This is a genomic window from Actinomyces sp. B33, from assembly GCF_028437565.1.
Lineage (GTDB): Bacteria > Actinomycetota > Actinomycetes > Actinomycetales > Actinomycetaceae > Pauljensenia.
Window position 1 is genome coordinate 350,918 of record NZ_JAMRYR010000004.1, and the last position, 25,687, is coordinate 376,604.

20 protein-coding genes and 1 riboswitch are annotated in these 25,687 nt (G+C 69.9%); of the genes, 18 read left to right on the forward strand and 2 right to left on the reverse strand.

The annotated features are described in order from the left end of the window. Positions 1-35: 35 nt before the first annotated feature. Positions 36-1,070 carry a LacI family DNA-binding transcriptional regulator gene (locus tag M3T53_RS08095; protein ID WP_272433996.1) on the reverse strand — a complete coding sequence of 345 codons (1,035 nt, stop codon included), beginning with the start codon at positions 1,068-1,070 and terminating at the stop codon, positions 36-38. Positions 1,071-1,343: 273 nt separating this feature from the next. Here M3T53_RS08095 and M3T53_RS08100 point away from each other — a divergent pair, with 273 nt between their 5' ends. From M3T53_RS08100 to M3T53_RS08130, 7 genes are all read left to right on the forward strand, one after another. Further along, positions 1,344-2,642 (forward strand): ABC transporter substrate-binding protein, encoded by a 1,299-nt coding sequence (locus tag M3T53_RS08100; protein ID WP_272433997.1) that lies wholly within the window; start codon positions 1,344-1,346, stop codon positions 2,640-2,642. Between the two features lie 56 nt (positions 2,643-2,698). Continuing rightward, entirely contained in the window at positions 2,699-3,640 is a 942-nt protein-coding gene (locus M3T53_RS08105) for a carbohydrate ABC transporter permease (protein WP_272433998.1), read from the forward strand. Beyond that, positions 3,633-4,439: a carbohydrate ABC transporter permease gene (locus tag M3T53_RS08110; protein WP_272433999.1), complete on the forward strand. Its 807-nt coding sequence runs from the start codon at positions 3,633-3,635 to the stop codon at positions 4,437-4,439. Before M3T53_RS08105 ends, M3T53_RS08110 begins: the two co-directional genes overlap by 8 nt. Further along, positions 4,436-7,498 (forward strand): glycoside hydrolase family 2 TIM barrel-domain containing protein, encoded by a 3,063-nt coding sequence (locus M3T53_RS08115; RefSeq protein ID WP_272434000.1) that lies wholly within the window; start codon positions 4,436-4,438, stop codon positions 7,496-7,498. The genes M3T53_RS08110 and M3T53_RS08115 overlap by 4 nt, the downstream gene beginning before the upstream one ends. A gap of 90 nt (positions 7,499-7,588) precedes the next feature. Then, on the forward strand, positions 7,589-8,200 hold the full coding sequence (locus tag M3T53_RS08120) for an MptD family putative ECF transporter S component (protein WP_272434001.1): 612 nt from the start codon (positions 7,589-7,591) through the stop codon (positions 8,198-8,200). After that, complete coding sequence (locus M3T53_RS08125; protein WP_272434002.1) at positions 8,197-8,940, forward strand: energy-coupling factor transporter transmembrane component T; 744 nt, start codon at positions 8,197-8,199, stop codon at positions 8,938-8,940. The genes M3T53_RS08120 and M3T53_RS08125 overlap by 4 nt, the downstream gene beginning before the upstream one ends. Then, a complete protein-coding gene (locus M3T53_RS08130) occupies positions 8,937-10,484 on the forward strand; it encodes an ABC transporter ATP-binding protein (RefSeq protein ID WP_272434003.1) in 1,548 nt (515 codons plus the stop codon). Before M3T53_RS08125 ends, M3T53_RS08130 begins: the two co-directional genes overlap by 4 nt. Before the next feature lie 231 nt (positions 10,485-10,715). Here M3T53_RS08130 and M3T53_RS08135 read toward each other — a convergent pair whose 3' ends face one another. Beyond that, entirely contained in the window at positions 10,716-12,338 is a 1,623-nt protein-coding gene (locus tag M3T53_RS08135; RefSeq protein WP_272434004.1) for an alpha/beta fold hydrolase, read from the reverse strand. A gap of 415 nt (positions 12,339-12,753) precedes the next feature. Here M3T53_RS08135 and M3T53_RS08140 point away from each other — a divergent pair, with 415 nt between their 5' ends. From M3T53_RS08140 to M3T53_RS08190, 11 genes are all read left to right on the forward strand, one after another. Next, the gene (locus tag M3T53_RS08140) at positions 12,754-13,743 is read left to right on the forward strand and encodes a malate dehydrogenase (protein ID WP_272434005.1); all 990 of its coding nucleotides are present in this window, start codon (positions 12,754-12,756) and stop codon (positions 13,741-13,743) included. A 339-nt stretch (positions 13,744-14,082) separates the two neighbouring features. Further along, positions 14,083-14,646, forward strand: coding sequence for an alkyl hydroperoxide reductase subunit C (gene ahpC, locus M3T53_RS08145; RefSeq protein WP_272434006.1), 564 nt, complete (start codon positions 14,083-14,085; stop codon positions 14,644-14,646). Continuing rightward, entirely contained in the window at positions 14,646-16,190 is a 1,545-nt protein-coding gene (gene ahpF, locus M3T53_RS08150) for an alkyl hydroperoxide reductase subunit F (protein WP_272434007.1), read from the forward strand. Before ahpC ends, ahpF begins: the two co-directional genes overlap by 1 nt. 209 nt (positions 16,191-16,399) lie before the next feature. Beyond that, positions 16,400-17,266: a formyltetrahydrofolate deformylase gene (gene purU, locus M3T53_RS08155; protein WP_272434008.1), complete on the forward strand. Its 867-nt coding sequence runs from the start codon at positions 16,400-16,402 to the stop codon at positions 17,264-17,266. Between the two features lie 53 nt (positions 17,267-17,319). Beyond that, positions 17,320-17,404: riboswitch (ZMP/ZTP riboswitch) on the forward strand. Between the two features lie 39 nt (positions 17,405-17,443). Next, a complete protein-coding gene (gene glyA, locus M3T53_RS08160; protein WP_272434009.1) occupies positions 17,444-18,733 on the forward strand; it encodes a serine hydroxymethyltransferase in 1,290 nt (429 codons plus the stop codon). Continuing rightward, positions 18,730-19,632 (forward strand): bifunctional methylenetetrahydrofolate dehydrogenase/methenyltetrahydrofolate cyclohydrolase, encoded by a 903-nt coding sequence (locus M3T53_RS08165; protein WP_272434011.1) that lies wholly within the window; start codon positions 18,730-18,732, stop codon positions 19,630-19,632. The genes glyA and M3T53_RS08165 overlap by 4 nt, the downstream gene beginning before the upstream one ends. Positions 19,633-20,050: 418 nt before the next feature. Next, entirely contained in the window at positions 20,051-21,274 is a 1,224-nt protein-coding gene (locus M3T53_RS08170) for an arginine deiminase (RefSeq protein ID WP_272434012.1), read from the forward strand. 34 nt (positions 21,275-21,308) lie between these two features. Beyond that, the gene (gene argF, locus M3T53_RS08175) at positions 21,309-22,310 is read left to right on the forward strand and encodes an ornithine carbamoyltransferase (RefSeq protein ID WP_272434013.1); all 1,002 of its coding nucleotides are present in this window, start codon (positions 21,309-21,311) and stop codon (positions 22,308-22,310) included. A 1-nt stretch (position 22,311) separates the two neighbouring features. Further along, positions 22,312-23,292 (forward strand): carbamate kinase, encoded by a 981-nt coding sequence (locus tag M3T53_RS08180; protein ID WP_272434014.1) that lies wholly within the window; start codon positions 22,312-22,314, stop codon positions 23,290-23,292. A gap of 106 nt (positions 23,293-23,398) precedes the next feature. Beyond that, on the forward strand, positions 23,399-24,526 hold the full coding sequence (locus M3T53_RS08185) for a serine/threonine protein kinase (protein WP_272434015.1): 1,128 nt from the start codon (positions 23,399-23,401) through the stop codon (positions 24,524-24,526). A gap of 80 nt (positions 24,527-24,606) precedes the next feature. Next, positions 24,607-25,674 (forward strand): DMT family transporter, encoded by a 1,068-nt coding sequence (locus M3T53_RS08190; RefSeq protein WP_272434016.1) that lies wholly within the window; start codon positions 24,607-24,609, stop codon positions 25,672-25,674. Positions 25,675-25,687: the final 13 nt, after the last annotated feature.

Consider the following 25,687-nt stretch of genomic DNA (forward strand, 5'->3'; position numbering starts at 1 on the left):
CGGGGGCGGCCCCTCGTCGTCGGGCGGGCGGGGGCTCAGCGGGAGGGCGCGGGGCCGGTGGAGTCGCGCACGACGAGGGAGGCGGGGACGATCCGGCGTTCGAGGGAGGGGGCGGGCGAGCCGATCCGCGAGAGGAGGAGGTCGACGAGGCCGGCGCCGATGGCGGGGAAGTCGAGGTGGGCGGTCGTCAGCGGGGGGGAGCAGAACTCGGAGAGGGGGATGCCGTCGAAGCCGGTGACGGAGACGTCGTCGGGGACGCGGCGGTGGCGCTCGTGGAGGGCGCGGATGGCGCCGAAGGCGCTCTCGTCGTTGGCGCAGAGGACGGCGGTGGCGCCGGGGTGCTCGTCGACGAGGCGCAGGCCGGCTCGGTAGCCGGAGTGGGCGCTCCAGTCGCCGGGCAGGAGGGGCCCCTCGGGCAGGCCGGCCTCGTGGAGGCAGGACCTCCAGGCGGCGGCGCGCTGGAGGGCGGAGCGGGAGTCGTCGGGGCCGGCGATGTGGGCGATGGAGCGGTGCCCGAGGGAGATCAGGTGGGCCATGACGTCGCGCACGCCCCGGTCCTGGTCGGCGACGACGGAGGGGTAGTCGTTGATGAGGCGGGAGTCGGAGACGACGACGGGCAGGCTCGTGGGCAGGAGGAGGGAGCCGCGGTCGGCTCCCCCGGCCTGGACGATGATGAGGCCGTCGATGGTCTGCTGGCCCAGGCGGACGCCGGCTTCTTGGAGGTCGCCGGTCTCCGGGTGGCTGACGCGCATGAGGGCGACGGAGTATCCGCGGGACTCGGCGGCCGAGGCGATGCCGGCGGTGATGAGGTTCTCGCCCGTGCGCTCGGGGTTCTGGGTGATGACGCCGATGGTGCGGAAGGTTCCCGAGCGCAGGGCGCGGGCCGCGCGGTTGGGGGCGTATCCGAGTTGGTTCATCGCGTCGAGGACGCGTTGGCGGGTGGTCGGGCGGACGTTGGGGGCGTCCCGGGATACGCGTGAGACCGTCTGGGCGGAGACCCCGGCCAGACGGGCGACGTCCTCGATCGACGGGGCGGGGGCGATGCGCCCGCGCGGTGCGGAGGGGGTCATACCGGGGATCGTATCAGAGGCCAAGCGCCGATATATTGATAACGTCAACAATTAGAAAGTGGATGGAGTCGTTCTCAGCACGTACTCAAGTATTTGCTGGAATATCAACAAATAAAGACCCATATGTTATGGAATCGTGATCTGTTTCCTTGTGAATCAAGACGTGATGATCCTACTATTGGCGACGTCAACATCTGCTTGTTCCCGACGTTCGCCGACGAGCGGCCAGCCCCTCGGCGCCCCGGGAGCGCGACACGACGAAGGAGCTCAACGATGAGTGCTACGACCCGGATGATCGCCGCCGCGACGATCGCCCCCCTGTGCCTGGCGATGACCGCCTGCTCGGGGGCCGGCCAGGCCCCGGCCGCCGATCCCGCGCAGGACCAGACCCTGACCGTGTGGGCCTGGGACCCGAACTTCAACATCTACGCCCTCACGGAGGCCGAGAAGATCTACCGGGAGACCCACCCCGACTTCCGCCTCGACATCGTCGAGACCCCGTGGGACGACCTCCAGCCCAAGCTGACGACGATCGCCCAGGCGGGCCAGACCGACCAGCTCCCCGACATCTTCCTCATGCAGAACTACTCCTTCGAGAAGAACGTCGTGAACTACCCCGACATCTTCTCGCCCATCGACGGCGCGGCCCTCGACTTCGACGAGTTCCCCGCCTCCGTCGTCGCCAGCTCGACCGTCGACGGCGCCCACTACGGCGTCCCCTTCGACTCGGGCACCGCCATCACTGCCCTGCGCACCGACGTCCTCGCCCAGGCCGGCTACACCATCGACGACTTCACCGACATCACCTGGGAGGACTTCATCGCCAAGGGCAAGGACGTGCTCGCCGCCACCGGCATGCCGCTCCTGTCGACCACCTCGGGCAACTCCGACCTCGTCATGATGATCATGGGCAGCGCCGGCGCCGGACTCTTCGACGCGCAGGGCGCGCCGACCATCGCCGGCAACGACACCCTCCTCGACGTCGCCGCCATCTACAAGGAGCTCATCGACTCCGGGGTCCTCGTCATCGTCAACTCCTGGGACGAGTACATCGGCAGCTTCGTCAACGGCTCCGTCGCCGGCACGATGAACGGCGTGTGGATCGCCGCGAGCATCCAGACCGCGCAGGACCAGGCCGGCCAGTGGGCCATCACCAACGTCCCCCGCCTCGACTCGGCGCCCGCAGCCACCAACTACACCTCCAACGGAGGATCCTCCTGGGCCATCAGCGCCAACGCCAACGTCGATCTGGCCACCGACTTCCTCGCCTCGACCTTCGCCGGATCCGTCGACTTCTACAACACGATCCTCCCCAAGTCCGGCGCCATCGCCAACTGGACGCCCGCCGCGGGCGCCCCCGCCTACACCGAGCCGCAGGAGTTCTTCGGCGGGCAGGCCATCTACGCCCAGGTCGTCGACTACGGCGGGAAGGTCCCCACCGCCCCCACCGGCGTCTACCACACCGAGGGCCGCGACGCCGTCAACACCGCGCTGACGAAGATCGCCGACGGCGGCGACCCCGTGCAGGCCTTCGCCGAGGCCCAGGCCACCGTCGAATTCGCCATGAAGTGACCCCGTCGGGGCCGGCGGCGCGAGCCGCCGGCCCCGCGGACGAAAGGACCCGCACCATGACGCCGATCCCGGCCCCGACGGCCCCCGAACGCCCGGGGGTCGACACCCGACGGCGCTGGACGACCTCGCGCCGTCGCAGCCTGACCGGCTGGGCCTTCCTCATCCCCGCCTCCCTGCTCATCGCCGTCATGAGCTTCTGGCCGATGATCGAGGCCCTGATCCTGTCCTTCAAGACCGGGCGCGGAACGCGGCTGTCCTTCGCCGAGCCCCTCTGGTCGAACTACGAGCGGCTCCTCCACGACGACGTCTTCCTCATGACCCTCAAGACCACCGTCGTCTACCTCGTCGTCCAGGTCCCCCTCATGCTCCTGGCCGCCCTCGTCCTCGCGGTGATCCTCAACCAGCCGGGCCTGCGATTCACAGCCTTCTGGCGCACCTCGATCTTCCTGCCGTGCGCCGTCTCCCTCGTCTCCTACTCCCTCGTCTTCCGCACCCTCTTCGCCACCGATGGATTCGTCAACGACGTCCTCGTCTCCTGGCACCTCATCGACGGGCCCATCAACTGGCTCGGACAGCCCTCCACCGCCCGCATGGTCATCATCCTCGGACTGCTGTGGCGCTGGACCGGGTACAACATGGTCTTCTTCCTCGCCGGGCTGCAGAACGTCGACCCCGCGACCATCGAGGCCGCCCGCATCGACGGCGCCGGCCCCATCGCCACCTTCTGGTACGTCATCGTCCCCCAGCTCAAGCCCATGATCCTCCTGACCGCCATCATGTCGACCAACGGGACCCTCCAGCTCTTCGACGAATCGTGGAACCTCACGCGCGGGGGCCCCGCCTACGCCTCCATGACGATGTCCCACTACCTCTACGAGCTGTCCTTCCAGAAGAACCCCAACTTCGGCTACGCCGCGGCCCTGTCCTACGTGATCCTCCTGCTCGTCGCCGTCCTCGCCCTGATCCAGATGAAGGTCGGTGACCGCCGTGATGACTAAACTGCGCCGAGCCCCCCAGTACCTCGTCCTCTCCCTCGCCTCCGCCTTCTCCCTCTTCCCCCTGTACTTCATGGCGGTCTCGGCGACGAACACCAGCCAGGACGTCCTATCGACCCGGCTCCTGCCCGGCACCCACCTCCTGCGCAACCTCGACGACCTCCTCGCCGTCCAGGACCTGCCCGCCGCCCTGTGGCACTCGAGCCTCAACGCGGTCGCCACCACCGTCGCCGCCCTCCTCGTGTGCTCGATCGCCGGCTACGGGTTCGAGATCTTCCACTCGCGGGCCAAGGACCGGCTGATGAGCGTCCTCCTCCTGGCGATGATGATCCCCTTCGCGGCGACGATGATCCCCCTGTTCCGCATGTTCGCCACCGCCGGCCTCGTCAACTCCACCCTCGCGGTCATCCTCCCGGCCGTATCCACCCCGTTCCTCATCCTCCTCTTCCGCCAGTCCTCGCGCTCCTTCCCCCACGAGGTGCTCGAGGCCGCCCGCATCGACGGGCTCAGCGAGATCGCGATCTTCCTGCGCATCTACGTCCCCACGATGCGCGCCACCTACGCGGCCGCCGCCGTCATCACCTTCATGACCGCCTGGAACAACTTCCTGTGGCCCAAGGTCATCCTCGTCGACAACGCCTACCAGACCATGCCGATGCTCGTGTCCAACCTGTCGGCCGGGTACGTGACGAACTACGGCGTCCTCATGCTCGCCGTCCTCATCGCCTCCCTGCCGGCGATGATCGTCTTCCTCGTCCTCCAACGGTCCTTCGCCAACGGCATCACGGGAGCGATCAAATGACCCGACGCGCACGCGAATTCTCCCCCGACTGGATCGACGACCCCACGGTCGTCGCCGTCAACCGGCTCGCCCCCCATTCCGACCACCGGTGGTACGCCACCGACGCCGAGGCCGCCGCGCGCGACTCCTCGTACGAGACCGTCCTCGACGGCACCTGGCGCTACCGGCACGCCGATGCCCCCGGCCTCGTCCCCGACGGCCTGGAGGCCGCCGACTGCGACCTGTCCGACTGGGACGAGATCCCCGTCCCCGCCCACGTCCAACTCCACGGCTACGACCGCCCCCAGTACGTCAACGTCCAGTACCCCTGGGACGGGCGCGAGGACGTCGACCCGCCGCGCGCCCCCGCCCGCTACAACCCCGTGTCCACCTACGCCACCGACGTCGACCTCGACGCCCCCGCCGACGGCCAGGGCCTGCGCCTCGTCATCGACGGCGCCGAATCCGCCTGCGCCCTGTGGGTCAACGGGCGCTTCATCGGCTACTCCACCGACTCCTTCACCCCCGCCGAATTCGACATCACCGGGGCCGCCGAGCCCGGGCGCAACCGCATCGTCATCCGAGTGTGGAAGTGGTGCGCCGGATCATGGCTCGAGGACCAGGACTTCTTCCGCTTCTCCGGGATCTTCCGCTCCGTGCGCCTCCTGCGCACCCCCCGCGCCCACGTCGAGGACCTCCACGTCGTCGCCGACGTCCACGACGACCCGGCCCGCGCCGTCCTCACCGTCGAGGCCCGCCTCGACGGCCCCGGCGCCCCCCGGTGCCGCGTCGACTGCGACCTCGCCGGCGTCGGCCCCCTCGCCCCCGACGGCCCCGGACGATGGCGCCTCGAGATCGACCGCCCCCGCCTGTGGAGCGACGAGGACCCCCACCTGTACGACCTGGCCGTGCGGGTGAGCGACGAGGACGGCCGGCTCCTCGAGCACATCCCCGTGGACGTCGGCCTGCGCCGCTTCGGCATCGAGGACGGGCTGCTGCGGATCAACGGCAGGAGAGCCGTCCTCAAAGGGATCAACCGCCACGAGTTCGGCCTCGACGGCCGGGTCGTCGACCGCGCCCGCACCGACGCCGACCTGCGCGCCCTCAAAGCCCTGGGGGTCAACGCGATCCGCACGAGCCACTACCCGAACTCGACGGACCTCTACGAGCTGTGCGACCGCTACGGCCTCTACGTCATCGACGAGGCCAACCTCGAGACCCACGGGACGTGGGACCCCATCGTCCGCGGGCGCCGCCCGATCGACGACGCCGTGCCCGGGGACCGGCCCGAATGGTCCGGCGCCGTCGTCGACCGGGCCGAGTCGATGATCCTCAGGGACCGCAACCACCCGTGCGTCGTCATGTGGTCGCTGGGCAACGAGTCCTTCGGCGGCACCGTCCTGCGCGACCTCGCCGACCACGTCAGGGCCCTCGACGACCGGCCCGTCCACTACCAGGGCATCGAGGAGGACGGACGCCACCCCCAGACCTCCGACGTCGCCTCCCTCATGTACCCGAGCGCCCGCGCAGTCGCCGACCACCTGCGCGAGCACCGCGACAAGCCGCTGATCCTGTGCGAGTACGCGCACGCGATGGGGCACTCCCTGGGGGCCGTCGACGACTACCTCGAACTCATGCGCTCCGACGCGCTCTTCCAGGGCGCCTTCGTCTGGGACTTCGCCGATCAGGCGCTGCCCCTCGGCGACGACGCGGGGCGCCTGGGCTACGGCGGGGACTTCGGCGACGCCCCCCACGACGCGGACTTCTGCGGCAACGGGGTCTTCTTCGCCGACCACACCCCCACGCCCAAGGCCCGAGAGCTCGCCCACCTGTACCGGCCGATCCGCATGACGATCGGAGCGGGGGGCATCGAGGTCGTCAACGACTACGCGTTCACCGGGGCCTCGGAGCTGACCTGCGCGCTCGAACTGGCCCGATGGGGGCGGCCCATCGACTCGCGGACCGTCGACTTGACCGCCGGGCCCGGGCAGTCCGAGCGCATCGAGCCCCCCTTCGAGATCCCCGACGACGGCGCCGAGTACACGATCACCGCCGTCGTCCGACGCAGGGGGGCGACCGCCTGGGCCCCCGCGGGCCAGGTCGTCGCCTGGGACCAGGGCGTCGTCTCCGCGAGCCCGTCGGCCGTCCGCCGCGCCCGCGCCGTCGGCCCCCTCGAGCTCATCGAGGGCCGCCACAACATCGGCGTGCGCGGCGACGGGTTCTCCGTCCTCTTCTCCCGGCTCGCCGGCGGCCTCCAGTCCTACCGCCTCGAGGGCGGCAGCGGGCCCGGGCGCGAGCTCCTGCGCCGCGTCCCCGCCGTGAACTTCTGGCACGCGCCGACCGCGAACGAGCGCGGGTGGGGGGCTCCCGCCGAGGACGGGCAGTGGCTCCTCGCCTCCCGCTACGCCTTCCCCGAGCGCGGGTTCGACGCCCTGGGCGCCGTGCGCCTGGACGACCGGGTCCGCGTCGAGTGGGGGCTCGTCCTGCCGAGCGCCCCCGCCGGGTCCGCGTCGATCCGCGCCGACGTGTTCGCCGACGGCCGGGTCGACACGACGGTCGTCGTCGATCCGGGGCCCGGACTGCCGCCGCCCCCGGAGTTCGGCGTCCTCTTCGCGCTCGACCCGGCCCTGGGCCGTCTGCGCTGGTACGGCGACGGGCCGGAGGAGACGAGCGCCGACCGCAGGTCGGGGGCCCTCCTGGGCCTGCACGAGGCGCGGGTCGTCGACCAGCTGACCCCGTATCTGCGCCCTCAGGAGTCCGGGGGCCATACCGGGGTGCGGTGGGCGTCGGTGACGGACGACGCCGGGGAGGGGATCGCCTTCGAGGCGGGTGGCGCGCCGATGGAGTTCTCCGCTCTGGCGTGGAGCCTGTTCGAGGTCGAGAACGCCGCCCACCCGCAGGATCTGCCGGTCCAGACGGCGACGTGGGTCCGTGCGATGGCGATGCGCCGGGGCGCCGCCGGCGACGACTCGTGGGGGGCCCGCCCCCATCCCCGCTACGAGCTGCCCGAGGGGCGACTGGAGTTCTCGTTCTCCTTCCGGGGGATCGGGCCGACTCGCGAAACCGGGGGTTTTTCCTGACAAATCCGTCACGACCGGGGCCGGGGGCGTGTCGGGCCGGACGGGGCCCGTAGCCTGCTGGGCGGACAGAACCGACACCCAGGAGGACCCATGCCCCCCAGCCCCGCCCCCGCACCGACCGGACGCGGCCCCTCCGTCACGGACCTCGTCGTCATCGGCGCCCTCGCCGCCGTCTACTTCGTCGTCCTCGGCGCCTCGACGATGCTCACCCTCATCTCCCCGGCCTTCCACCTCGTCGGCATCACCCTGTCGACGTTCCTCAACGCCTTCGTCGTCATGGCGCTCCTGGCGCGCAGCCCCCGCATGGGGACGCTGACCATCTTCGGCTCCGTCGTCACCGCCGTCATGGTCCTCCTCGGGCAGTTCTGGGGCTCCATCGTCCTCGGCGCCGCCTGCGGCCTGGCCGCCGACCTCGTGCGCCGGGCGCTGGGGGAGACGACCCGCCGGGGAGCCGTCTGGTCCTACGGGGTCCTCCAACTGTGGCTCATCGGGCCGCTCCTGCCGGTGATCCTCACCCCCGAGGCCTTCTTCGGCAGGATCGCGGTGCGCAGGGGCGCCGACTACGTCGCCGCCATGGAGGCCCTGTTCACGCCGACGAACCTCGTGATCTTCCACGTCCTCAACGCCCTGGCCGGCGTCGCCTTCGCCGCCCTGGCCGCCCGGGCGCTGCACCGCCACTTCGAGCGCTCCCAGGTCCTGTGAGCGCCCTGCGGGCGCTCAGCGCGCCCGGAGCGGCGAAGGGCCTGGGCCCCGCCCTCGACACGAGGACCAGGCTCGCCGTCCTCCTGTGCGTCAACGCCGTCGCCCTGGGACGGTCCTCCCTCCTGTGCGCCTTCGTGTGCGCCGGACTCGTCTCCGCCATGCTCGCCTCGATCCACCGCGCCCTGGCCGCCGGAGCGGTCCTCGCCGTCGCCGCCGCCGGAGCGGCGCTCCACGAGCTCCTCCCCCCGCACGCCCCCGGGGCGGCCTCCGCGGTCCTCGCGGGACTGGGATTCTGGGCGATGCGATTCGCCGTCTGCGCGGGCACCGCCCTCTGGCTGCTCGCGACGACCCGCGTCGGGGCCCTGGCCGCCGCCCTCGACCGCCTGAGGGTCCCGCGGGCCGTCGTCATCCCCCTGACCGTCATGCTCCGCTTCCTCCCGGTCGTCGTCGACGAGGCCCGGGCCGTCGTCGACGCGATGCGCCTGCGCGGCGTCGTCCCCGGGGCCGGGTCCTGGGCCCGCCACCCGGTGCGCGTCGCCGAGTACGTGATGATGCCCCTCCTGGCGGCGACCATGCGCGTGTGCGACGACCTGGCGGCCTCGGCGATCCTGCGGGGCCTGGGCGGCCCCGCGCGACGCACGAGCATCGTCGCCATGGGATTCGGGGCGACCGACGCGGCGGCCGCACTGGTCCTCGTCGGCCTGGTCGCCCTACGGTTGAGCGCGTGGGGCGGGCTGTGAGCGCCCTCCTCCTCGACGGCGCCGGATTCGCCTACGGCGCCCGGGGCGCGCGCCAGTCGTGGCTCGGCGGCGAGCGCCCATCCCCGACGGATCGGGCCGTGTCCGGCGTCGACCTCGACCTGTCCGCGGGGCGCGTCCTCCTCGTGTGCGGGCCATCGGGATGCGGCAAGTCGACGCTTGTGCGGATGGTCAACGGGCTGGCCCCCGAATTCCACCCCGGCGCCCTGACCGGGCGCATCGAGGTCGCCGGCGTCGACGTCGTCGCCGGCGGGCTGAGAGCCGCCGGGGCGCTGACGACGACGGTCTTCCAGAACCCGAGGACCCAGTTCTTCACCGCCGACGTCCTGTCCGAGCTGGCCTTCCGAGGCGAGAACCTCGGGGAGGACCCGGCAGGCCTCGTCGAGCGTGCGCGCGCGGCCCTGGGGGCGCTCGGCGTCGTCGACCTGGAGGACCGGCTCCTCGCCGACCTGTCCGGCGGCCAGCTCCAACGCGTCGCCTGCGCCCAGGCGATCGTCGCCGACACCCCGGTCGTCCTCCTGGACGAGCCGACGTCGAACCTGTCGCCGGCGGGGATCGGCGCCCTGGCGGAGGCGATCGGCACGCTCAAGGACCGGGGGGCGGCCGTCGTCATAGCCGAGCACCGCCTCCACTTCCTGCGCGGGATCGCCGACGAGGTCCTCCTCATGGACCGGGGGAGGCCGGTCCGGCGCTTCGACGCCGACGACTTCTACTCCCTCGACGACGACGCTCGGCGTGGACTCGGGCTGCGCAGCCTCGTCGAGGTCCCGCTGGCCGCGGCGCCGAACGGTCCGCGCCTCGGACCGGGGGAGGCCGCCGACGCCCTCGGGGACCCCGGCGGATCGGTCGCGGGGAGACCGGGTGGCGGCGGATCGCGGGAGGCGGGGGAGTCCGGCGTGCGCATCGAGGGGGTCGGCTTCTCCTACGGGAGGACGCCGGTCCTCGACGACCTCGACATCGACCTGCCCTCCGGGACGATCAGCGCGATCGTCGGTCCCAACGGCGCCGGGAAGACGACTCTCGCCAGACTCCTGTGCGGCCTGGCCTCTCCGCAGAGGGGGAGGATCCTCCTCGACGGGCGGCCGGTCCGGCGCCGCCGACTCCTCGGCGAATCCGCCCTCGTCATGCAGGACGTCACCCGCCAGCTCTTCGCCGAATCCGTGCGCGCCGACGTGCGCCTGGGCGTCGACCCGTCGGCGCTGAGCGACGAGGACGTCATGCGGATCCTCGAATCCGTCGACCTCGCCGACGTCGCCGACCGTCATCCATCGACGCTGTCGGGGGGCCAGAAACAGCGGGCCGCCATCGCCTGCTCCCTCGCTCGCCGCGCCCGCATCCACGTCTTCGACGAGCCGACCTCGGGAGTCGATCTCGCCCACCTCGAATCCATCGCGCGGCTCCTGCGGCGGTTGGCCGACGACGGCGCGGTCGTCGTCGTCATCACGCACGACGCCGAGCTCGTCGAGGCGTGCGCCGACCGCGTGATCCGCCTCGACGCGGTCGAGTCGGCGGGTCTGCGGCCGTAGAGGGGCTGCCGACGAGCGCCCGGGGCCGGTCCGGGTCCCACGGCGCAGGCGCGGCGCGCCCCCGATCCATCGTCGAGGGCGCGCCGCGCCTCCCATGGCCGCTCGCCTCCTCGCTCGTCCGCGCCCGAGGGCGGGTTCGGGCCCGGACCCGCGTCCCGGTCTCGTGAGGACCCGGCCGGGGACAAGGGAGGCCCCCCGCCGACTGGCGGAGGGCCTCATCCGATGAGCGGGTCACGCCGCGGGATCGGGGGAGCACGTCGCGCCCGCGTCGGGCACGACCCCGTCGACGAGGTACTTGCTCGCAGCCGCGTCGGCGCACGACGACTTGCCGGAGAACGTCGCGCCATGGCCGGTGCCCTCCAGCGTCAGGAGGACGGCGTTGCCCAACTGCTCGGTGAGCGTCTGGGCGTGGGGGTACGCGGTCGCGTGGTCGCCGGTGATCCCGACGACGACGATCGGCGTCGTCACACGGGAGGCGTCGAAGGAGGTCGTGATGTCCTGGCCGAACTCGGGCAGGACCGAGCACGACAGGTCGGCGAGATCCTTGAGGAGATCCTCCGTGGACTGGGCGTCGTCCTTGAACAGGCCCGGCAGCTCGGTCGCCTCGACCTCGTCGGCGAGGGCCTGGATGTCGGGGGTGCGGGGGAACGAGTGGCAGGCGACGATCTCACCGGCGATATCGACCTCGGCCTTCGACTCCGCGGCCTTGGCGATGAGGGCGTCCACCGTCTCCTGGCCGGCCGAGGTCGCCTGCGACAGGAGCGTGAGGGAGTCGGCGCGGTCGGCGGGCGAGCCGTAGAGGGAGCCGGCGATGAACTCGACGAGGCTCTGGCCGTTGAACTCGGTGCCGTCGCTGCCCGTCAGCGGGGAGCCGTCGAGCGTCTTCTTCAGCTCGACGATCCCCGACTCGTCGGTGAAGGGGCACGAGGCGGGAGCTCCGTCGGAGGTGACGAGCTCGGGGCAGGAGGCCGCCATCTCGGCGGCCGCGCGGCCGACGGCGACCTGCTGGCCGAAGCTGTGGGAGAGCGAGGCCCACTGGGCGTCCTCGGCGGAGTCGAGGATCATCCGCCCGGTGTTCCCGGGGAAGAGCGTGGCGTAGGTCGCGCCGAGCATCGTCCCGTAGGAGTAGCCGAGGTAGTTCAAGCGATCGGCGCCCGACAGGGCGCGCAGCATCTCCATGTCGCGGGCGACCTGCGAGGTCCCCATGTAGTGGGCGATCGGGTTCGCCTCGATGCACTCGGCGAGCTTGACGGCCCTGACCTCCGTGTCGGATTCGCAGGAGAGGGGGGTGGAGGCCCCGATCCCGCGGGGGTCGAATCCCCACAGGTCGTAGGAGGCGAGGATGTCGGAGAATCCCGGGTTCAGGGGCAGGCCCAGCGTGTACTCGACGCCGGAGACGCCCGGCCCCCCGGGGTTGCCGAAGAGGGGCGTGGACTTCTCGGGGTCTCCGGTCGAGGGGATGCGGATGATCGCCAGATCGACGGTCCGCTCATCGGCGGGATCGGCCCAGTTCATCGCGGCCTTGACGGTCGCGCATTCGATGCGCTGAGGGTCGACGCCGACCTGGGACAGCGCGTCCGTGTACTCCTCGGGGAAGCCGTCGCCGCCCCCGCAGGTCGCCCAGTCGATCTGCTGGCCGTACAGGCCGGCGAAGTGCTCGGCCTGCCATGCGGCGTCGAGGCCGGTGTCGGAGGCGACGCGGGCGACCGCCGTCGAGTCCTGCTCGGCGGAGGACTGCGCTCCGGCGGTCGGGGCGGGGGAGCAGGCCGCGAGGACGAGGGCGCCCGAGGCGAGGGCCGCGAGGCGTGGGAGGCGGGGGGAACGGGTGCGGAGTCCGGGCATGGCTGATGCCACGAGGAGTCCTCCTTCTTCAGATACGTCGTGGTTTCGGGGCGGAGGTGCGAGTGCCGGTCTGCGCCGGTGTCCGAGTGCCGATCATGGGCGGGCCCGCTTTCAGGATCCTGAGCGCATCCTGAGGGAATACTGGGAGGGGGTGAGCGCTGTGGGCGGAGCGGCCTCCGGACCGCCCGGGCATGCGCAGATCGGGGACTAAAGGCCCGTCTCGCGGAGTGATGAACGACTCGACGGCCTTCGCTGCGTCAATCGGCGGGGCCAACGGCCCGCCTCGCGGGGTTGGGCGACCCATCTGGGACCCGTCTCCCTGTGCGCTCGTGGCACGGGGCCGTAGGCTTAGAGCATGTGCGCGGCCGTAGGCCGCCACCAGGGCGACGGACGTCGTCTTCCCCCACCACTGAAGGAGTGCCTCATCATGGCAGAACCTCGCATCGTCACCGTCACCGGCGCCGCCGGCAACATCGGCTACGCCCTGCTGTTCCGCATCGCTTCCGGTCAGCTCTTCGGTCCCGATGTCCCCGTCAAGCTCCACCTCCTCGAGATCCCCCAGGCCGTCAAGGCCGCCGAGGGCACCGCGATGGAGCTCGACGACTGCGCGTTCCCGACTCTGGCCGGCGTCGAGATCTTCGACGACGCGACCAAGGCCTTCGCGGGCACGAACGTCGCCTACCTCGTCGGCGCGATGCCGCGGCGCCAGGGCATGGAGCGCGCCGACCTGCTCGAGGCGAATGCGGGCATCTTCGGCCCTCAGGGCAAGGCCATCAACGACGGCGCCGCCGACGATGTGCGCGTCCTCGTTGTGGGCAACCCCGCCAACACCAACGCGACCATCGCGCAGAACGCCGCGCCGGACGTCCCCGCCTCCCGCTTCACCGCGATGATGCGCCTCGACCACAACCGCGCTGTCGCCCAGCTCGCCCACAAGGTCGGCGCCCCCGTCGCCGACATCAAGAACCTCGTCGTGTGGGGCAACCACTCCGCCGACCAGTACCCGGACGTCTCCTACGCGACCGTCGCCGGCAAGCCGGCCGCCGACCTCGTCGACGAGGCGTGGCTGGCCGACACCTACCGGCCCGTCGTCGCCAAGCGCGGCGCCGCCATCATCGAGGCCCGTGGCGCCTCGTCGGCCGCCTCGGCTGCGAACGCCGCCATCGACCACATGTACTCGTGGATCCACGGGACCCCCGAGGGCGAGTGGGTCACGGCCGGCGTCATGTCGGACGGGACCCACTACGGCGTCCCCGCGGGCCTGTGTTTCGGCTTCCCCGTCACTTCCGACGGCGGCGAATGGCAGGTCGTCGACGGCCTGGAGATCTCGGATGCGACCCGCGCCGGCATCGATCACAACATCGCTGCTCTCCAGGAGGAGTACGACGCCGTCAAGGAACTCGGCTTCATCAAGTGAGCCCGACCGGAGCCGATCCGGCTCCACATCGACCGGGGCCGCGCATCCATTCGGGTGCGCGGCCCCGCCGTGTTTGCGCGGGGGTGTGCACCGGCGTGCGTCTCGACGAGGTTTACCGCCGGATCGCGGCCATTCATGACGCCGAGATGCATCCCGGTGCACAAGGTCACCGGTGAACGAGCCTCGGGCGAGCATCTTTTCGGCTCGTCGCGACCTCGAACGCGACTCTGTTCACATCGGCGCCCCCGGGGTTGACTTCGGGCGCAGGAAAAATATTGTTGAATTTGTAACAACAAGCCGATGAGCCGGTCCACCGCCGGCAGGACGAAGGAGGCACGCATGTCACTCATCAATACCCGGGCCGCCGAATGGTCGGGCACCGCCTACTGCGACGGCGACTTCATCGAGGTCTCGAGCGAGGACCATCGCGGCCAGTGGGCGATCCTCTTCTTCTACCCGGCCGACTTCACCTTCGTGTGCCCCACGGAGCTCGAGGACATGGCCGACCACTATGACGAGTTCCAGCAGCTCGGAGTCAAGGTCTACGCGTTCTCAACGGACAAGCACTTCTCGCACAAGGCCTGGCACGACACCTCCGAGCGGATCGGGAAGATCCGATTCCCCATGGTCGGGGACCCGACCTGCCGGACGGCCGCCGCCTTCGACGCCCTGCGCGAGGACGAGGGCGCCGCCGATCGCTCGACGATCCTCATCGACCCCGACGGGGTGATCCAGTACGTCGAGACGACGTCGGAGGGCGTGGGCCGCAACGCCGCCGAACTCGTCCGCAAGGTGAGGGCCGCGCAGTACGTCCACGCCCACCCCGGAGAGGTCTGCCCCGCGAAGTGGGAAGAGGGCGAGGAGACGCTGGCCCCCTCCTTCGATCTCGCGGGCAAGCTCTGATGGTCCTCGACGACAAGACGATCGACCAGCTCACGGGCCTCATCGGCCACGTCGTCGTCCCGGTCCGCTTCGAGGCCTCGCTCGACGACTCGCCCCGATCGCGCCAGGTCCGAGAGATGCTCGACCAGGTCGCGGCCCTCTCCCCGCTCATCGACGTCGTCGAGGCGCCCGACGAGCGCACCCCGTCATTCGCGATCCGCAGAGTCGACTCCGACGTCTCCGTGCGGATCGCCGGACTGCCGATGGGGGAGGAGTTCTCCAGTTTCGTCCTCGCCCTCGTCCAGGTCGGCGGGCATCCCGTGCGCGCCGACGAGGACGTGATCGAGGCGATCAAGGCCCTCGACGAGCCCCACGAGTTCGTCACCTACATGTCGTTGACGTGCCAGAACTGCCCGACCGTCGTCCAGGCCCTCAACTCCATCTCGATCCTCAACCCGCTGATCCGGCACACGGCGGTCGAGGGAGGGGCCTTCCAGGACGAGATCTCCTCCCGGGGCATTCAAGCCGTCCCGACCGTCTTCATGGACGGGGAGGTCTTCGGACAGGGGCGGATGGGGCTAGCCGAGATCCTCGCCAAGCTCGACGCCGGGTCGGGCGCCAGGCGGGCTGAGCGGCTCAACGCCGCCGAGCCCTTCGACATGCTCATCGTCGGCGGCGGCCCCGCCGGCGCGTCGGCGGCCGTCTACGCGGCCCGCAAGGGCCTGCGCGTGGGCGTCGCCACCGAGAACATCGGCGGGCAGGTCCTCGACACGGCGCTCATCGAGAACCTCACGGTCGTCGATCGGATCGCAGGTCCCGCCCTGGGTGCGGAGCTCGGGCGCTCGATGGACTCCTACGGCGTCGAGGTGATGAGCGGCCTGCGCGCCATCGGGCTGCACGAGAAGGACCAGTCGGGGCTCGTGTCCGTCGATTTCGACGGGGGCGCGACTCTGCGAGCCAGGGCCGTCGTCATCGCGACCGGCGCGCGCTTCCGAACCACCGGGGTCCCCGGCGAGGCCGAGTACCGCAACAGGGGCGTGAGCTTCTGCCCGCATTGCGACGGCCCGCTCTTCAAGGGCAAGCCCGTCGCGGTCATCGGGGGCGGGAACTCGGCGATCGAAGCGGCCATCGATCTGGCGGGCGTCGCCTCGCGCGTCACGGTCATCGAGGTGATGCCCCGGCTCAATGCCGATGACATCCTCTTGAGGAAGCTCGACTCGCTGGGCAACGTCGACGTCATCACCTCGGCCGAGCTTCAATCGGTCGAGGGCGACGAGTCCGCGATGACGGCGGTGACCTATCGGGATGAGGCCGGCCAGGAGCGCTCCGTCGCGGTCAACGGGATGTTCGTGCAGATCGGCCTGGTGCCGAACGCCGAGTGGGTCGACGGGGCGCTCGCCCTCGACCGCGGGGCGATCGCGGTCGACGACCGCAATGCGACGTCGATGCCGGGCGTCTTCGCCGCCGGCGACGTGACGAGCATCCCGTACAAGCAGGTGCTGATCTCGCTGGGGGCGGGGGCCAACGCCGCGCTGAGCGCATTCGACCACCTGATCCGCCAATGAAACCGGTCGCGGGCCCCGCGGGGCCCGCGACCCCCGGCGCGAAGCCCGGGCGCCCTCGGCCCGCGGCGGCCGCCATGAGCCGCGATCCGCGGAGGGCGGTGCGCCGCCCGCAGCCCTCCGTCGAGGCGGCCATCCCCCGGGGAGGGGCCGCCCGCCCGGGCGCGCGGACGTCGAGGGGGAGGGGCGCCGGGGCCCGCTACCCTGGGGGCATGAACGACTCCGCCTCGCAGCCCGTCAAACTCGTCATCACCCTGTCGTGCCCGGATCAGCCGGGGATCGTCCACGCCGTCACCGGCGTCATCGGCGGCGTCGGCGGCAACGTCATCCAGTCCCAGCAGTTCGGGGACCCCGATTCGGGGCTGTTCTTCATGCGCGTCGAGGTCGACTCGCCCGTGGGCCGCGGGCCCGTCGAGACCGGCCTCGCGGAGGTCGCCGAGCGATTCGGGGCGACCTGGAGCATCGATCTGCTCGGCCGCCCCCTGCGAACGGTCATCATGGTGTCGCGCGAAGGGCACTGCCTGACCGATCTCCTGTACCGCCAGCGCACCCAGGGCCTGCCGATCGAGGTCGTCGCCGTCGTGGGCAACCACCCCGATCTCGCCCCCGTCGCCCAGTTCTACTCCGTTCCCTTCCTCAACATCCCGGTGACGGCCGCGACGAAGGAGCGGGCCGAGGCCGAGCTCCTCGACCTCGTGCGCACCGAGCGGATCGAGCTCGTCGTCCTCGCGCGCTACATGCAGATCCTCTCGGAGAAGGTCTGCGAGGAGATGAAGGGCCGGGTCATCAACATCCACCACTCCTTCCTCCCCTCCTTCAAGGGGGCGCGCCCCTACGCCCAGGCCCACGACCGTGGCGTCAAGCTCATCGGCGCGACCGCGCACTACGTGACGGCGGACCTCGACGAGGGGCCGATCATCGAGCAGGACGTCACCCGCGTCACCCACGCGGATTCGACGCCGGACATGGTGGCCCTGGGCCAGGACGTCGAACGGCGGGTCCTCGCCCAGGCGGTCCGCTGGCACGCCGAGCGCCGGGTCCTCATGGACGGATCGAAGACCGTCGTCTTCTCGAAGTGAGGCCCACCCGCGCGCACGGCCGGCGGCCGGGTCCGTGGGGCGACGAGATACACTCGCCGTGTCGTGACTGGCGAACAGGTGGGCGACCACCGGGGAGCGACGAAACGGCATCATCGGCCGCCCGCCTGGGTCGATGCGCCAGCCGCATGCGGTGAGTCCCAAACCCAAGGAGAACCCGTGGATTCCCTCAATGACATGACACTGGCCGAGCTGGATCCGCAGATCCGCGCCGTCCTCGACGACGAGCTCGAGCGCCAGCGCACCACACTGGAGATGATCGCCTCGGAGAACTTCGTCCCCCGGGCAGTCCTCGAGGCGCAGGGGTCGGTCCTGACGAACAAGTACGCCGAGGGCTACCCCGGTCGGCGCTACTACGGGGGCTGCGAGGCCGTCGACGTCGCCGAGTCCCTGGCGATCTCGCGCGCCAAGGAGGTGTTCGGCGCCGACTACGCCAATGTCCAGCCCCACGCCGGCGCCCAGGCCAACGCGGCGGCCCTCATGGCGATGGCGGACGTCGGGGACACGATCCTCGGCCTGTCTCTGGCCCACGGCGGGCACCTGACCCACGGCATGAAGATCAATTTCTCCGGCAAGCACTACAACGCCGTCGCCTACGAGGTGAGCCGCGAGACCATGCGGATCGAGCCCGAGCAGGTGCGCGAGGCCGCTCTGCGCGAGCGTCCCCGGGTCATCATCGCCGGATGGTCCGCCTACCCCCGCCATCTCGACTTCCAGGCGTTCCGGCAGATCGCCGACGAGGTGGGAGCGGCCCTGTGGGTCGACATGGCGCACTTCGCGGGCCTCGTCGCCGCGGGGCTCCACCCCAGTCCCGTCCCCTACGCCGATGTCGTGACGACCACCGTCCACAAGACCCTCGGCGGGCCGCGCTCGGGCATGATCCTGTCGTCGCGCGGCGAGCAGTGGGGCAGGAGGATCAACTCCGCCGTGTTCCCCGGCCAGCAGGGCGGCCCCCTGATGCACGCGATCGCCGCCAAGGCCATCGCGATGAGGGTCGCCCAGACCGAGGAGTTCAAGGATCGTCAGCGTCGCACCCTCGAGGGCGCCCGGCTCCTCGCCGAGCGCCTGGGCGCCGAGGACGCCCGGAAGGCGGGGATCAGGCTCGTCACCGGGGGGACCGACGTCCACCTCGTCCTCGTCGACCTCGTCGATTCGAGCCTCGACGGCAAGCAGGCCGAGGATCTCCTCCACGAGGTCGGCATCACCGTCAACCGCAACGCCGTCCCCTTCGACCCGCGCCCGCCGGCCGTCACCTCCGGCCTGCGGATCGGCACCCCGGCGCTGGCCACGCGCGGCTTCGCCGCCGACGACTTCGCGGAGGTCGCGGACATCATCGCGACGGCCCTGGTCCAGGGGGCCTCGGGCGGCGCGGTCGACGTCGACGGCCTGCGCCGTCGCGTCGCGGCCCTGACCGACGCCCACCCGCTCTACGCCGGGCTCGGCCGGTGAGGGCGCCCTGGGCGGGCCCCGCCCGCGTCCTCGACGGCGCCGCGTGCGCCGCGGCCGTCAAGGCCGAGCTCGCCGAGCGGGTGAGGGCCCTGCGGGCGCTCGGCGTGGTCCCGGGGCTCGGCACCGTCCTCGTCGGCGACGACCCGGGGTCGCGCACGTACGTGGCGGGCAAGCACCGCGATTGCGCGGAGGTCGGGATCGAGTCGATCCGGGTGGATCTGCCCGCCGACGCCTCGCAGGAGGAGATCGAGGCGGCGATCGATCGGCTCAACGCGGATCCGGCGTGCACGGGGTACATCGTCCAGCTGCCCCTGCCGTGGGGCGTCGATCAGAACGCGGTCCTGGAGAGGATCGACCCGGACAAGGACGCCGATGGCCTCCATCCGATGAATCTCGGGCGCCTCGTTCTGCGCGGCTCGGGCGCGATCGACTCGCCGCTGCCGTGCACGCCGCGCGCCGTCATCGAGCTCGTGGGGCGCCACGGGATCGACCTGGCGGGGGCGGACGTGTGCGTCGTCGGGCGAGGGGTGACCGTGGGCCGGTCGATCGGGCTCCTGCTGACCCGGCGCGAGGTCAACGCGACCGTCGACGTGTGCCATACCGGGACCGTCGATCTGGCCGATCATGTGCGCCGCGCCGATGTCGTCGTGGCGGCCGCCGGTTCGGCGGGGCTGATTACTCCGGGCATGGTCAAGCCGGGCGCCGTCGTCCTGGACGTCGGGGTGTCCCGGGTGGCGGGCGAGGACGGTCGTGCGCGCTTGGCGGGGGATGTGGCCGACGGCGTGGACGAGGTGGCGTCGTGGATATCGCCGAATCCGGGCGGGGTGGGCCCGATGACGAGGGCGCTGCTGGTGGCCAATGTCGTCGAGGCGGCGGAGAGAGCGGCGGGCGGACGATAGATAGCGCGCATCGCCGTGGAGACGTGGCGGGGCCTTGGGCCCCGCCACGTCGGTTGTTGGGGGCGGTGGGAGCGGGCGCCCGGGAGGGGCGGGAGGCGCATTTGTCGCCTGCGGTTCGGGCTGCGTCGCGCAAGTGGTGGTGGGGGCTCGGGTTCGAGGACTCCCATGGGAGGCGGCGTCGCGCGTGGGGTGGGGGCGCTGCATGGTCCGCCGGCGGGCGTAGACGACAAGGTCGATGACGGTACGAATGTCAATAGGAAAAAAGTCCTAGATTTTAATGTAAAAAGTACGTTTGTACTACCTGAGAAATAGCTGAAATTGCTCAACCCTCTTGTTGGCACAAGCGTACTGCTAGTACGTTTGTGCCAACACGACGACGTGTGATCCCTCTAACGAAATGACACAGGAGGACAGGGCGATGAAACCCCGAGTCTCATCCGAGGTCGGCTCCCTCAAACAAGTGATGCTCCACCGGCCCGGCAAGGAAATGCTCCGGCTGACGCCGTCCAACAAGGACGACCTCCTCTTCGACGACGTCCTCTGGCTCGAGAAGGCCCAGGAGGAGCACGACGCCTTCGCCCAGTCGCTCACCGAGCGCGGCGTCGACGTCCTCTACTTCCAGGAGCTGCTCGGGCAGGCCCTCGACAACCCCGCCGCCCGCCTTGAGGCCCTCAACGCCGTCTTCACCGAGGAGACCTGCGGAACCGGCGCCGTCGACGTCATCGCCACCTACGCCGAGCAGCTCGACGCCCCCGACCTCGCCGAGCTCCTCATCGCCGGCATCACGAAGAAAGAGCTCTTCGACCGGATCGCCTACACGCGCTCGGTCTCCCTCGAGGCCATCGACAACGACGACTTCGTCCTCGCCCCCCTGCCCAACCACCTCTTCACGCGCGACACCTCGTGCTGGATCTACGACGGCGTCTCCATCAACTCGATGCGCAAGGAGGCCCGGCGCCGCGAGACCATCAACGCCCAGATCGTCTACCGCTACCACCCGCGCTTCACCGCGGACGGCCCCCTCATCCACTCCAACGGCGTCGAGGCCGGACCGGCGACCGTCGAGGGCGGCGACGTCCTCGTCATCGGCAACGGCGCGGTCCTCATCGGCATGAGCGAGCGGACGTGCCCCCAGGGCGTCGAGCGCCTCGCCGCCCGCCTCTTCTCCGCGGGCGAGGTCACCAGCGTCATCGCCCTCGAAATGCCCAAGTCGCGCGCCCAGATGCACCTCGACACCGTGATGACGATGGCCGACCGCGACACCTTCGTCAAATACCCCGGCCTGGGGATGCTCCGCTCCCAGACGATCCGCCCCGGCGACACCCCCAAGGAGCTCGACGTCACCGTCAACGCCCCCGAGGCCATGCACGACGTCATCGCCGACGCCCTCGGCCTCGACTCCCTACGGATCCTCGAACCCCCCTTCGACTCCCTGACCTCCGAGCGCGAGCAGTGGAACGACGGATCGAACGTCCTGGCCATCGCGCCCGGCGTCGTCTCCACCTACGAGCGCAACACGGCGACCAATGAATTCCTCGAGGGCAACGGCATCGAGGTCGTCGCCATCCCCGGCAACGAACTGGGCCGGGGCCGCGGAGGCCCCCGCTGCATGAGCTGCCCCATCGTCCGCGAAGACGCGTGACGCAACCACCCCCACCGAGAAAGGAACGCCCACCATGGCACACGCACTCCAAGGCCGTCATTTCCTCAAGGAGATTGATTTCACTCCGAAGGAGTGGAAGTCGCTTCTTGATTTGTCCGCGTATTTGAAGGCGGCGAAGCGTGAGGGGAGGGAGGCGCAGTATTTGCGGGGTCGGAATATTGCGTTGTTGTTTGAGAAGACGTCGACTCGTACGCGGTGTTCGTTTGAGGTGGCGGCGTATGACCAGGGTGCTCGGGTGACGTATTTGGATCCGTCGGGGTCGCAGATGGGTCATAAGGAGTCGGTTGCTGATACGGCTCGTGTGTTGGGTCGGATGTTTGATGGTATTGAGTTCCGTGGTGCCAAGCAGGAGCATGTTGAGGTTTTGGCGCAGTTGTCGGGTGTTCCGGTGTGGAATGGGTTGACTGATGATTGGCATCCGACTCAGATGCTTGCTGATCAGTTGACGATGATCGAGCACGGTGGTGGTCGTGATTTGTCTGAGTTGTCGATCGCGTATGTGGGTGATGCGCGTAATAACGTGGGTAATTCGATTCTTGTGTCGTGCGCGATGATGGGCATGGATGTGCGGATGGTGGCGCCTGCGGCTCTTCAGAATGATGAGGCTGTGGTGGCTAAGGCGCGTGAGTTGGCTCAGGCGTCTGGTGGCAGTGTTCTGATGACGGATTGTGTTGATGAGGGTGTTGCTGGGGTTGATTTTGTGTACACCGATATTTGGGTGTCGATGGGTGAGCCCAAGGAGGTGTGGGATGAGCGGATTGGGTTGTTGCGTGGGTATCAGGTGAATGCGGGGTTGATGGCGAAGGCTGGTGCTGGTGCGAAGTTCTTGCATTGTTTGCCGTCGTTCCATGATCGCAAGACGAGTGTGGGTGAGGAGATTTTCCAGCGGACGGGTTTGGATGGGCTGGAGGTCACCGATGAGGTGTTCGAGTCTGAGGCGTCGATCGTGTTCGATCAGGCCGAGAACCGGATGCACACGATCAAGGCCGTCATGGTCGCCACACTAGGAGACTGAGATGCGGATCGTCGTCGCACTGGGGGGCAACGCCCTCCTGCGCCGGGGGGATGTCCCCGACGCCACCACCCAGATCGCCCACGTCCAGCACGCCGCCCAGGAGCTCGCCAAGCTCGCCGAGCAGCACGAGCTCATCGTCACCCACGGCAACGGCCCGCAGGTCGGCGTCCTCGCCCTCGAGAGCGCCCAGGACGAGCGCCTCAGCGAGTGCTACCCCTTCGACACCCTCGGCGCCGAGACCCAGGGCATGATCGGCTACTGGCTCCTCCAGGCCCTCCAGAACGCCCTCCCCGGACGCCACGTCGCCTCGCTCGTCAACCAGACCCTCGTCCTGGCCGGAGACCCCGCCTTCGCCAACCCGACGAAGTTCATCGGGGAGGTCTACACGAAGGAGCAGGCCGAGGCCCTCGCCGCCGAGAAGGGATGGGTCGTCAAGCCGGACGGCGAGCACTACCGCCGCGTCATCGGCTCCCCCAAGCCCCAGCGGATCATCGAGACGCGGATGCTCCACGTCCTCGTCAACGCCGGCGCCGTCGTCGTGTGCGCCGGCGGCGGCGGGATCCCCGTGATCCGCAACGAGAAGGGCAAGCTCCAGGGCGTCGAGGCCGTCATCGACAAGGACCGCACCGCCTCGGTCCTCGCCGAATCCCTCGACGCCGACGCCCTCCTGATCCTCACGGACGTCGACGGCGTCCAGGAGGGCTACGGGACCCCCCAGGCCCGCACGATCCGACGGGCGACCCCCGCCCAACTGCGCGGCATGGGACTGCCCGCGGGGTCGATGGGCCCCAAGGTCGACGCCGTGTGCGACTTCGTCGAGCTCACCGGCGGCATGGCCGCCATCGGGCGCCTCGAGGACGCCGTCGACATCATCGCCGGCCAGGCCGGGACGATCGTCACCGCCGGCGGCGACTACGGAGGCCCCGACGATATCCGCCCCGAACTGCCGGACGCCCTCGACGGCCGGATCCGCCGGGTCTGAGCGAATGGGGCTGTGAGAAAGGAGGTGGGAGCACCCGATCGACGGCTTGCGCCGCCACCACGGTCCGGGAGCCGGACCGCCACACCACCACAAAGGAGTGAGAACAATGACGAAGATCGTCAACTCGTGGAATGATTTCGATCCGCTCAAGCACGTCATCGTCGGGCGCGCCGACTTCTCGGTGATCCCGCCCGAGGAGCCCGCCACCTCCGAGAAGGTGCCGATCGACTCCGAGATGCGCGGCATGTGGGGGCCCCGCCCCACCGCCACCGTCGAGGCCGCCAATGAGCAGCTCGACAACTACGTCAAGATCCTCGAGGGCCTGGGCGTCAAGGTCGACCGCCCGACCCCGCTGCAGTGGAACCAGGCCATCCAGACGCCCGACTTCCGCACCGAGTCCGGCTTCACGCAGATGCCGCCGCGCGACATCCTGCTGACCATCGGCGACGAGATCATGTCGTCGGCGAACTCCTTCCGCTGCCGCTACTTCGAGTACCTCGCCTACTGGCCGCTGATGAACCAGTACTTCGAGGAGGACCCGGAGTTCAAGTGGACCCAGGCCCCCCGCCCGCGCCTGACCGACAAGTCGTACAAGCACAACTACTACGACGAGAAGATCACGCTGGAGGAGCGCCTCGAGCGCACCGCGGCCAAGGACTTCGTCACCACCGAGGTCGAGCCGATGTGGGACGCCGCCGACGTCATGCGCATGGGCAAGGACCTGTTCATCCAGCACGGTCTGACCACCAACCGCAAGGCGATGGAGTGGTTCAAGCGGTACTACCCCGACTTCCGCGTCCACGCCGTCAACTTCCCCGGCGACCCCTACCCGATCCACATCGATGCGACCTTCGTGCCGCTGCGCCCGGGCCTCATCATCAACAACCCGCACCGCCGTCTGCCCGAAGAGCAGCGGAAGATCTTCGAGGCCAACGACTGGCAGATCGTCGACGCCGCCCAGCCGGCGCACGACAACCCGCCGCCGCTGTGCTACTCGTCCGTCTGGCTGTCGATGAACTGCCTGGTCATCGACCACAAGACCGTCTGCGTCGAGGCCTCCGAGGTCCACCAGATGGAGCAGATGGACAAGCTCGGCATGAACGTCATCCCGGTTCCGTTCCGCGACGCCTACGCCTTCGGCGGCGGCCTGCACTGCGCGACCGCCGACGTCTACCGCGAGGGCACCTGCGAGGACTACTTCCCGAACCAGGTCGAGGACCCCACCCTCGTCTGATCCCCGATCCGGGGCCGCGCCGGTCCATCCGACGCGGCCCCGGCCTCCCATATCCTCTCGACTTTGACAGGGGGACAACGATGTCCGCTCCCATCTCTCACGAGTACTCGATGAACAAAAGGCTCGGCGCCCTCGCCATGGTGCTCTCAGCCACGGGCATGGGCCTGGTGGGGACCTTCTCCCGCGGCGCGACCGATGGGCTCCTGCCCGAGCACAAGGCCGTTATCGGCTCCTTCCTCGCCTTCGGGCGCATGTCCTTCGGAGTCATCGGCTTCCTCATCATCGCCCTGGCGACGAAGAAGCTCTCCGACGTCTTCCATGCGCGCATCACTCCCGCCGTCGTCCTCGGCGGCATATCGATCGGCCTGTCCCTGGGCTGCTACATCTCCTCGACGCTTCTGACCTCGATCGCCAACGCGGTCTTCCTCATCTACACCGGGCCGCTCTTCTGCACGATCCTGGCCCGGATCTTCCGCAAGGAGAAGGTCTCGCCGCTGGCAGCGGCCTTCCTCTCCCTCGTCTTCATCGGCATGCTGATGACGATCGGCATCATCGGCTGGGAGAACGGGCGCCCGACCTTCGGCCTCGACCTGTCGGCCTCCTCGGCGGAGTACCCGCTCAAGCCGCTCGGCGACCTCCTCGGGCTCCTGTCCGGGGTCTTCTACGGACTCGCCCTCTTCTTCTACGGCTACCGCAAGGACATGGACTCCATCGTCCGGGGGACGTGGAACTTCATCTGGGCGGTCGTCGCCACCCTCGCGATGTCGATCGTCCTGCGCCCGTGGGAGGGCGTGTCGACGTTCACCGGCTCGAACTGGGCCTGGGGCGTCGGCCTCTTCCTCGTGTGCGGACTGTTCGCCCTCGGATGGCTCGTCGTCGCCGGGCGCAACCTGCCCGCCGTCGAGATGTCGACGATCTCCTACTGGGAATGCGTGGTCGCCATCATCTGCGGCCTGCTGATCTTCCACGAGTCGCTCGACTTCGTCTCGGGGATCGGTGGCCTGCTGATCATCATCGGCGGCCTCGCCCCGATCTTCGTCTCCTCCGATCCCGAGCCGATCGTCGAGGCCCCCGCGCCTGAGGCCCACCTCACTGTTGAGGACGGCTCCGGCGAGCATGTCGCCTCACCGACGCGGACCAGGGTATGAGAGGTGTCCCATG